The organism is Streptomyces rapamycinicus NRRL 5491 (assembly GCF_024298965.1).
In the GTDB taxonomy this organism is placed as follows: Bacteria; Actinomycetota; Actinomycetes; order Streptomycetales; family Streptomycetaceae; genus Streptomyces; species Streptomyces rapamycinicus.
On sequence record NZ_CP085193.1, the window covers coordinates 53,738 to 63,205 of the forward strand.

The 9,468-nt window shown below is 67.4% G+C and carries 8 protein-coding genes and 1 pseudogene; 7 read left to right on the forward strand and 2 right to left on the reverse strand.

The features are described 5' to 3' along the window. The first annotated feature begins 427 nt into the window (after positions 1-427). From LIV37_RS00120 to LIV37_RS00150, 7 genes and pseudogenes are all read left to right on the forward strand, one after another. The gene (locus LIV37_RS00120; protein ID WP_020865098.1) at positions 428-1,414 is read left to right on the forward strand and encodes a class I SAM-dependent methyltransferase; all 987 of its coding nucleotides are present in this window, start codon (positions 428-430) and stop codon (positions 1,412-1,414) included. 18 nt (positions 1,415-1,432) lie between these two features. Further along, positions 1,433-2,221, forward strand: a complete 789-nt coding sequence (locus LIV37_RS00125) for a 2-keto-4-pentenoate hydratase (protein WP_020865099.1) — start codon at positions 1,433-1,435, stop codon at positions 2,219-2,221. A gap of 77 nt (positions 2,222-2,298) precedes the next feature. Continuing rightward, on the forward strand, positions 2,299-3,204 hold the full coding sequence (locus tag LIV37_RS00130) for an acetaldehyde dehydrogenase (acetylating) (RefSeq protein WP_121826003.1): 906 nt from the start codon (positions 2,299-2,301) through the stop codon (positions 3,202-3,204). Next, positions 3,204-4,223: pseudogene (gene dmpG, locus LIV37_RS00135) on the forward strand (4-hydroxy-2-oxovalerate aldolase); the annotation flags it as partial. The gene LIV37_RS00130 and the pseudogene dmpG, both read left to right, overlap by 1 nt. Positions 4,224-4,295: 72 nt before the next feature. Beyond that, complete coding sequence (locus tag LIV37_RS00140) at positions 4,296-4,553, forward strand: acyl carrier protein (protein WP_274596700.1); 258 nt, start codon at positions 4,296-4,298, stop codon at positions 4,551-4,553. 75 nt (positions 4,554-4,628) lie between these two features. After that, the gene (locus LIV37_RS00145) at positions 4,629-5,777 is read left to right on the forward strand and encodes a histidinol-phosphate transaminase (RefSeq protein ID WP_309471123.1); all 1,149 of its coding nucleotides are present in this window, start codon (positions 4,629-4,631) and stop codon (positions 5,775-5,777) included. Between the two features lie 29 nt (positions 5,778-5,806). Further along, on the forward strand, positions 5,807-6,748 hold the full coding sequence (locus LIV37_RS00150; RefSeq protein ID WP_020865103.1) for an LnmK family bifunctional acyltransferase/decarboxylase: 942 nt from the start codon (positions 5,807-5,809) through the stop codon (positions 6,746-6,748). On the opposite strand, the gene LIV37_RS00155 is transcribed toward LIV37_RS00150, so the two are convergent. Further along, the gene (locus tag LIV37_RS00155) at positions 6,727-7,800 is read right to left on the reverse strand and encodes a cation:proton antiporter (protein ID WP_020865104.1); all 1,074 of its coding nucleotides are present in this window, start codon (positions 7,798-7,800) and stop codon (positions 6,727-6,729) included. The genes LIV37_RS00150 and LIV37_RS00155 overlap by 22 nt on opposite strands. Before the next feature lie 212 nt (positions 7,801-8,012). Next, a complete protein-coding gene (locus LIV37_RS00160; RefSeq protein WP_167525905.1) occupies positions 8,013-9,449 on the reverse strand; it encodes a tryptophan 7-halogenase in 1,437 nt (478 codons plus the stop codon). Positions 9,450-9,468: the final 19 nt, after the last annotated feature.

The window sequence follows — 9,468 nt, forward strand, 5'->3', positions numbered from 1 at the left end:
ACGCGCCTGCTCACGCCATCGGTAGGAGCCACAGTTACGGCTCGCCCCCCGCGGGTCCTTCAGCCGTTCCGTCGGTCGGGTCAGCCACCGGAGGCGCTTGTGTCTCTCGCGCGCAGGGCAGGCGAAGGGGCTCTCAGCAGGAGACCCGGGCCCGCCGAGGAGGACCCGGACGATGCCTCACCGTTGTCCGGCCGTGCGGTGGTGCAACCGTAACGGCGGTCGTCACCGATGTCTTTGGCCGCGGGTCACCGAATGATGGCCCATGGAAGATCGGGTATGGAGCGCCAGATCGGGCATCCCACTATTCCCAGCCGTCCAGCGAGGTCGACGAGCTCCGGCCGCCTGCTCGACGTCACCCGGCTCGCATGCGCGGGACGCCTTACACGCCTTACTTCGAGAAGTACCCTCCTCAATTCGGGAGCGACGCATGAACAGGACCGACTCCAAGGAGACCGCCGCCGATCTGGCCGCTGACGCCGCTCTCCTTGAGATCGCCGAGGGCCTCGGCCTTTCCACCCTCCTGGACCGGACCGCGCCCTTCACCCTCCACGAGGTGACGGCCACTGCCAACGTGCCCGAGTCCGCTGCCGCCGCGTTTCTCGACGCACTGCTCTGCGCGGGACTGGTGGAACGCGGCGAGGACCCGCACTCTTTCATCCCCTGCTCCGACCTGGCCGACCGCCGGTACGCGGCCGGCTACCTCTCCTGGGCGCTCAATGCGAACCGCCCGTACGTCGACAACGCGGCGTTGTTTCTCCGTGATCCCGCGGCGGCAGGCGCGCAGTACCAGCGGGATGGGCGCCGGGTGGCGGTCTCATCCCGCTGGATCGGGTCGTACGGCTTCTACCCCGGCGTCGTCTCGGAGATCACCAGCCGCAAACCACGGCGGATCGTGGATCTCGGCGCGGGGGCCGGCGGGCTGCTGATCCACCTGTTGACCGCCCTGCCGGACAGCACCGGACTGGCGCTGGACCTGAGTGCGGCGGCCTGCGAGGAGGCCGAACAGGCCGCCCAGCGGGCAGAGGTGGACGATCGTCTCCAGCTGGTGAACCGTTCGATCGAATCGCTCGTCGAGGATTGCTCGCCGGTCCAGGACGCGGACGTCGTGCACGCGGGATTCGTGATGCACGACGTGGTGAGCAGACCCTACGTACTGGACGGCGTCCTGCGCACCTGCCGGGCCTCGATCTCGGACGGGGGGTGTCTCGTCGTCACCGATGCGGTGCCCTACGCCGCCGATCCGAGGGAGCGGAGCTTCAGCGCGCTCTTCACGTACCTGCACTCCAGCTCGATGGACGTACGGCTGCCGCCCGAGGAGGAATGGCGCGCCGCGTTCCGTCGGGCCGGGTTCTCCGACGTGACCAGCACACCGCTGCGGATGCCCGGCAGCCGGATGTTCGTGGCCGCCGGATAGGACGGGAGCACTGTGAGGATGTCGGCCGAAGACACCGCGGCACGGGCGCGAGCACTTTACGAGGCGCGCGCGAAGCGGGTACCCATCGCGCCGTTCACCGACGCGGACCCCACTTTGGGCATGGACGACGGGTATGCCGTCCAGCGTGAACTCGTGCACATGCTCGTCGCGGACGGCGACCGCGTCGTCGGGTACAAGGCGGGCCTCACGTCCGCGCCGATGCAGGACATGTTCAACGTCGACACGCCGGACTACGGCCCCGTGCTGGCCTCCACCGTGTACGCCGACGGGGCGACGGTGTCGTGCGGCTCGTTCATCGCGCCCAAGGTGGAGGCCGAAATCGTCTTCCGCCTCGGCGCGCCCCTCACTGGCCCTGGCATCACGCTGGAGCAGGCGCGCGGAGCCGTCGCGGAGGTCATGGCGGGGCTGGAGATCGTCGACTCCCGGATCGAGAACTGGCGCATCAAGCTCGCCGACACCATCGCTGATCTCGCGTCCAACGGTGCCGTCGCCCTGGCCCGGCCCGCCGTCCCCACCGCGGGCTGCGACCCCCGTCTGATCGGCATGGTGTTCTCGCGCAACGGCGAGATCGTGGCAACCGGCGCCGGCGCCGCGGCCCTGGGAGATCCGGTCACCGTCGTGGCATGGCTGGCGAACGTGCTCGGCGAGCGCGGGGTGTCCCTGGACGCCGGGCAGTTGATCATGACGGGGGCGCTGCACGCCGCGGTCCCGATGCGTCCCGGGGACACGTTCATCGCCGAGTTCGACCGCTTGGGCTCCATCACTCTGCACGTGGACGGCCCCTAGGCAACCGTCCTTCCGACCGGAACGCCGTACCCGGGCTCGTCAAGGCGGGTCTGCTCACAAGGAAGGGCGATACAGTCATGAGTACAGCCAGGAAGAGAAGCGGACGACTATCCGCGGCGGTGCTCGGCGCCGGCCTCATCGGAGTCGACCTGGCGGCCAAGATCATGCGTTCGCGTTCCCTCGACTGCCGGCTGGTCGTGGCACGCGACGACGACACACCAGGTCTGCGGCACGCGGCCGGGCTCGGACTGCCGACCGCGACGGGCGGCGTCCAGTCCCTGGTCGACGCTCCGGACCCGTTCGACGTGGTCTTCGACGCCACCAACGCCGTGTCGCACGCCGAGCACGCGGAGCGGTTGAAGCCCCTCGGAACGATGCTCATCGATCTGACGCCGAGCAAGGTAGGGCGAATGGTTGTCCCGACGGTGAACGGGACGGACGCTCTGGACCACGGCGACATCAACATGATCAGTTGTGGCGGTCAGGCGTCGATACCGATCCTGCACGCGATCGCGCGGCAACACCGGATCGACTACGTCGAGGTGGTGACCACTGCTGCCAGTCCGAGCGTGGGCCGGTCCACCCGGCTGAATCTCGACGAGTACATCGAGACCACCCAGGACGCGGTCCGTGACTTCACCGGGGTCAAGGACGTCAAGGCGATCCTCAACGTGAGCCCCGCCAGGCCGCCGGCGACCTTCCGGGTTGCCATGTCCGTGCTGGGGGAAGAGCTGACCGCGGAATCGGTGCGCGCGGTCGTGGCGACCGCGACGGAGCCGGTCCGGGCATTCGCCAGTGGCTTCGAGGTCACCGCGTGTGTCGTGGACGACGGGAAGGCCCTCATCGCCATCGAGGTCACCTCATCCGGTGACCGCATCCCGCGGTACGCGGGCAACCTCGACATCATCAACTCTGCCGCGCTTCACGTCGCCGAACTGTACACGGCGGCCCATCTCTCGACTGCCGGTGCGGTGATGTCGTGATCGGGACGGCAGATGGGGAGAGCGGCGCGCGGAAGCCGGTTCTCGTCCATGATCCGACCCTGCGCGATGGACATCACGCGGTCCGCCACAACCTCGGCCCCGACCAACTGCGCGGGTACGCGGCCGCCGCGGACGCCGCGGGTATTCCGGTGGTCGAAGTGGGGCACGGCAACGGCCTGGGCGCGTCCTCCCTCCAGGCCGGCCAGGCTCGGCTCGACGACGACGAGATGCTGTCCGTCGTGAGGGAGGCTCTGCCGAACAGCAGGATGGGCGTCTTCATGATCCCCGGATGGGGCACCGTCCAGGACCTGAAGAAGGCCATCGCCCACGGGGTCGACGTGGTGCGGATCGGCACGCACTGCACCGAGGGGGACCTCGCCGAGCGGCATCTGGGGTTCCTCCGCGACGCCGGTGTCGAAGCGCACGGCGTTCTCCTGATGAGCCACATGGCCAGTCCTCAGCGGCTGGCGGAGGAGTGCGCCCGGCTCGTGGAGTACGGGGCGAGCGGGGTGGGGATTCTCGACTCCTCCGGTCACTTCCTCCCGGCGGACGTGGCGGAGCGTATCGGCGCCATCTGCCACACCGTCGACGTACCGGTGATGTTCCACGGGCACAACAACCTCGGCATGGCCGTCGCCAACTCGGTCGCCGCGGTCGAGGCGGGGGCGGGCATCGTGGATGCCTGCGCCCGGGGCTTCGGTGCGGGGGCCGGCAACACCCAGCTCGAGGTCCTGGTACCCGTGCTGGAGCGGATGGGATTCGCCACGGGCATTGATCTGTACGGTCTCCTGGACGCGGCGGACATCGCCGGACGCGAGCTGATGCCCGCCCCGCCGACCATCGACTCCGTCGGTGTCGTCAGTGGCCTGTCCGGAGTGTTCTCCGGCTTCAAGAACCGGGTCCTCGACATCTCCCGGCGCGAGGGGATCGACCCGCGCGACGTCTTCTTCGAGCTGGGCGAGCGCCAAGCGGTGGCCGGCCAGGAAGACCTCATCGTGGACGTTGCACTCGCCTTGCGGGAGGAGGCCCACAGCGGTCGGCCCGGGAATCGCGCCCTTCCGATCAGGTGTGACAGCGAAAGAGGAACAGCCATGTACGAGGTGCTCAAAGGCATCCTGGTGGACGACCTCCAGATGAGGGAGGAAGACGTCGTGCCGACGGCCGGCCGCGAGGAGGTGGGTCTCGACTCCCTCACGGCGGTGGAACTGGCGGCCCTGCTGCACAACCGGCTCGGCATCGAGATCCACGACTACGAGTTGATGGACGCCGCCACGGTCGCGGACGTCGCGCGTCTGGTGGAGGAGCGGTTGCCGCGCGCCGAAGTCGAGGCCGCCAAGGGGCACCCCTGAGTCTGTCCCGCTACTACCGGATCACCTGCCAGATCGCGACGCACTGGCCTTGCGTGCTTGGGAGCCCCTTTGTCCTTGCCTCGACTCCGCGCGGTCCTCGGCCGTCTCGCCGCGTACCAGCCGACCGAAGGCGTGCATGCGGCAGCGGCGCGCGCGCGGCCGCTGTCGGCGAACGAATCTCCCCACGGCCCGCTGCCAGGCCTCCTAGAGGCGATCGCGGGGGCGGCTTCGACAGTGAACCGCTACCCCGACCCGGGGTGCGGCGAGCTGACGCGTGCGATCGCGCGATCGCACGGGATCACGGAAGACAGGGTCGTGGTGGGCGCGGGGTCCATCGCACTCCTCCAGACCCTGCTGCAATCCGTCGGCGACCCCGGCTCCGAGGTCGTGTATGCCTGGCGGTCGTTCGAGCTCTACCCCATTCTCGCCGACCTCGCCGGCATGCGCTCCGTGCGGGTGCCCCTGGTCGAGGGCGCGCACGACCTCCCGGCAATGGCCGACCGGATCACCGACGCCACCAGGCTGGTCCTCATCTGCAATCCCAACAATCCGACGGGCACGGTGGCCGCCAGGGAGGAGCTGCGGAAGTTCCTGGCGCGCACCCCGCCGACCTGCCTGGTCGCCCTCGACGAGGCGTACTACGAGTACGCGCGCGAGCCGACCGCCTCAAGTGGCCTGGAACTCGGCGAGGCGCACCCGAATCTCGTGGTGCTGCGCACGTTCTCGAAGGCGTATGGACTCGCCGGCCTCCGGGTCGGCTACCTCGTGGGTGATCCCCGCGTGGTCGAGCAGCTGCGCAAAGCCTGCCTCGTCTATGCGGTGAGCGGGGTCGCGCAGCAAGCGGCCGTGGCGGCCCTCGGGCTCGAGGACCAGTTGCTGCACCGCGTCGACGTCACGGTCACCGAACGCCGCCGAGTCCGGGACGCCTTGGTGGCCCATGGCTGGGACGTTCCGGTCAGCCACGCCAACTTCCTCTGGCTCCGGCTGGGCGACGCCTCGGCCGAGTTCGGCAGATGGTGCACGGGCAAGGGCATCGCGGTGCGGACGTTTCCGGGCGAGGGCGTACGCGTGTCGATCGGTCGCGCCGAGGACAACGACGCCTTCCTCGCCGCATCGGCCGAATGGTGCCGCCGCGAGCAACGAGTGGCCTTGATCAACTCCGCCAAGAAGGTAGGGCCCTACGAATGGCTCGCTCAGCCCGATCAGACAGGTAGGGAAGATTGAATCAGAGCACTACGACGTGGCCCGTCCGGATGGTTGACGACAGTTCGCTGTCCCGCCACGTGGTCGTCGCCCCGGGCATGTGCAGTGGCGGATCACTCATCTTCGGTCAGATCGGGGACTGGACCTGGGAGTCGGTGGCGACCGCCTGCCACACCAATGTGCACGCGGCCCGCACTTCCGAGGGGCAGCCTGCGTACCTGTCCTTCTACTACTTCCATGTACGCGGCGGGCAAGTCGTCCATCCCCACGGCCTCACCTTCGGCGACGAGCTCCAGGTGACCTCCCGGGTATTCCAGTTCGGCGGCCAGTCGGTGATCACGCTCCACCGGCTCGCGCCGGCAGGGCTGGGCCTGGCCGACGCGCCGTTGGATCCCGCGGAGCTGTACGAGCGCCCCCACCCGGACTGTCTCTACGCCGAGAACTTCAACCGCTGGATCACTCGTAGCCGCCCGACCAGCAACCGGCAGTTGTCCCAGGTCGCGCCTCCGGACTTCTCCTACAGCGACCTCCCCCGGCTGCCCAACTCCTACTCGCCGCGCACCCTCGTCGGACGCGCCCGCGAGACGGGCAGCTTCTACTCGGCGGCGCCGCCCGGCCTCGTCGCGGCCGGACCGGCCCACACGTCCGAGTACGAGCTGGACGTCGCACGGGACCTCAACGGTGCCGGGCTCGTGTACTTCGCCTCATACTTCTCGATCTTCGACACGGCGCTGCTGCGTGTGTGGCGGTCGCTCGGCCGCGGCGACGAGCATTTCCTGCGGCGCAAGGTGGTCGACCAGAAGGTCGGGTACTTCGGCAACGCCGACCCGGGCGCGGTGTTCACCATCACGGTGCACAGGTGGCACAGCATGGCGCAGCCGCGGATCGAGATCGCCGACATGACCATGCGTGACTCCGGCACGGGTCGTCTGCTCGCCGTCGCCGGCATCGAGATCGACGGCGACGCGCCCTACGCGGACGCGTCGCCGTGACATCGGTCCCCTTGCCGCTCGTACTCGAATTCTCCGAGCTGTCGCGCGTTCCCACCGGCGCGCCGCTCCAGGAGGCGAAGCATCGGCCCGGTCACGGCGGTGGTCACCAGAGCCATGAGGATCATCAAGGAATAAAAAGGGGCGTCGATCACCCCCAGTTCGAGGCCCGCGGTCAACAGCACGATCTCGGTGAGACCACGGGTGTTCATCAACGCTGCCAGGGCCGTCGATTGCAGCCTGGGAATCCCGCTCAGCCGCGCACCTGCGAAGGCACCGAGGAATTTTCCAGCGAGTGCCACGAGCAGGATGAGGACCAGTTCACCGAGTCCGGCGAAACCGATCCCGGAGAGGTCCACCCGCATTCCCGACAGGACGAAGTACACGGGCAGTAGAAGAACACTGCTGAGCGACTCGATGTACCCGGTGAGCTCGGACTTGACATCCGTCCGCTGCGTGCGGGGTGTCACCGCACCGAACAGGAAAGCCCCGAAGATGAAGTGGATCCCCACCCACTCGGCGGCCCAGCAGGAGAGCATAAGCCCAGCCAATACGGCGACCAGCGGGCTGGTCGTGCCCCCGCTCCCCTCCGCCACGGTGAACGCCCGGCGCAACAAGGGGCGTACCAACGTCAGCATCGCGGTCAGTCCAAGGGGCACCAACAACAACCGCGCCTGACCGCTACCCCCGTTGACGGTCACGATGAGGCCGAGAAGCAGCCAGGCCAGAACGTCGCCGATCCCCGCGCCGGCCAGGGCGATGCCACCGAGACGGGTCCGGTCCAGTCCGCGGTCGGTCAAGATCCTCGCCAGCACCGGGAACGCCGTGACCGACATCGCCGCGCCCAGGAAGAGCACGAAACCGAGCTGGCTGTGGACGCGGTGATCGCGGACCAGGTACAGCGCGAGCAGCACACCGAGAACGAAGGGCACCGCCACGGACCAGAGCGAGATCCGAAGAGCGACCTGCGCCTTGCCACGCAATTCGTCAAATGGCAGCTCATAGCCGATGACGAACATGAACAGAGCCAGGCCGACGTTGGCAAACGCCGCCAACAGCGGGCGAGTGTCCGCGGGGGAACAGGAAATTCGCGAGAGCACCCCCGAACAGCGATGGCCCGATGAGGATCCCGGCCAGGATCTCTCCGACCACGGCAGGCTGTCGCAGGAGGCGAGCCGCGGCGCCGAAAAGCCTGCTGAGAACGAGGACGGCGACGAGGCCGAGGAACAACCACTGCACCTGGTCGGTAGTCAACACATGTGGTCCCTCAGGAAGCAGGCTGTTCGGGGCGAGCCCAGTGCATGCCATCGGGCGACTCGACCAGACCGCCCTCGTACAGGGGATCGTCCCCCACGCTCTCGCCGAAGTGCGCCTGGACCTGAACCCGGGATCCCTGCCAGTGGATCTTCCGCGACCGCTCCAGCAGATCCGCCCTGCGTTCCTGGCTGAAGGAGGGCGCGGTACCGATCAGTACCTCCTCTTCGGACGCGCCGCCGCCCACCAATTCCGCGAATGACTCCGCCGCCGAGGCGGAACTCCCGATGACGCTCTTCGCCTCATGGAAGTACGCGTGTTCATCTTTCTGTAGGTCGTAGAAAGCGACCAGGAAGTCGTGGAATACGTCATACTCCCTGCGGTAACGGGCTTCGTACTCGCGGAAGCAGTCCGCCTCGTCGATGGTGCCGCGCAGTGTGGTGTTGATCGATCGCGCCGCCAAAAGGGCACTGTACGTGGACAGATGAACGCCGGAGGAGAACAGCGGGTCGATGAAACAGGCGGCGTCGCCGACCAACACCATTCCGGGCCGCCAGAATTTCTCTTGAATGTAGGAGTAATCCTTGCGGACGCGGACTTGCCCGTACGGCCCCTCCGTGACGCGCTCTGCCTCCGACAGGTAGTCGGCAATGAGCGGGCACTCGTCGATCAGTCCCCCCAGTACCTTGTCCCGGGGTCCGTCCTGGAGTCGTTCCAGCGCCTCGCGCCTCAGCACCGCGCCGACGCTGGTGAGCTCATCAGAGAGGGGAATGTACCAGAACCAACCGAGATCGAATGACGCGCAGGTGATGTTGCCCGCCACGGGGGCAGGCATTCGCTTTCCCCCCGTGAAATAACCGAATAGGGCGATGTTCTGGAATACATCCGAGTACTTACGCGCACCGCCGATCCGCTTGTGTATGCGGCTCTTGTTTCCCGAGGCATCCGCCACGAAGCTGGCACGGACGTCTCGCCGGACGCCTTCGGCGTCATCGTACTGCACACCGCAGATCCGGCCCTCCTCCTCAAGAACGCCCACGACCTCGCTGCGTTCACGGACGTCCACACCCTTGCTGCGGGCGTTGTCGAGGAGAATTTTGTCGAACTTCATGCGCTCGACCTGGTAGGCGTAGGAGGTCGGGCCTGAGAACTTATCGGAAACGGAGAAATCAAAGGTCCAGGGTTCAGCGTTGAGCCCCCACCGGAAGGTACCGCCGCGTTTCTTGATGAAGCCAGAATTCGCCAGCTCATCCGTGACTCCGAGGAGGCGGCAGATCCCGTGCACAGTCGATGGGAGCAGTGACTCGCCGATCTGGTGCCGCGGGAACTCCTCCTTTTCCAGAAGCAACACCCGATAGCCCTGGAGTGCCACGAGCGTCGAAAGCGTGGATCCACCAGGACCACCCCCGACGACAACAACGTCATAATCTGACTGAAGAGCAGAATTCACGTCTTCCTCTGCCTCTCAT

Excerpts from the sequence above, each read along its gene's own strand:
- LIV37_RS00130 (WP_121826003.1), top strand. The coding sequence starts at position 2,299 with ATGAGTACAGCCAGGAAGAGAAGCGGACGACTATCCGCGGCGGTGCTC.
- LIV37_RS00140 (WP_274596700.1), top strand. The coding sequence starts at position 4,296 with ATGTACGAGGTGCTCAAAGGCATCCTGGTGGACGACCTCCAGATGAGG.
- LIV37_RS00150 (WP_020865103.1), top strand. The coding sequence starts at position 5,807 with ATGGTTGACGACAGTTCGCTGTCCCGCCACGTGGTCGTCGCCCCGGGC.
- LIV37_RS00125 (WP_020865099.1), top strand. The coding sequence starts at position 1,433 with ATGTCGGCCGAAGACACCGCGGCACGGGCGCGAGCACTTTACGAGGCG.
- LIV37_RS00120 (WP_020865098.1), top strand. The coding sequence starts at position 428 with ATGAACAGGACCGACTCCAAGGAGACCGCCGCCGATCTGGCCGCTGAC.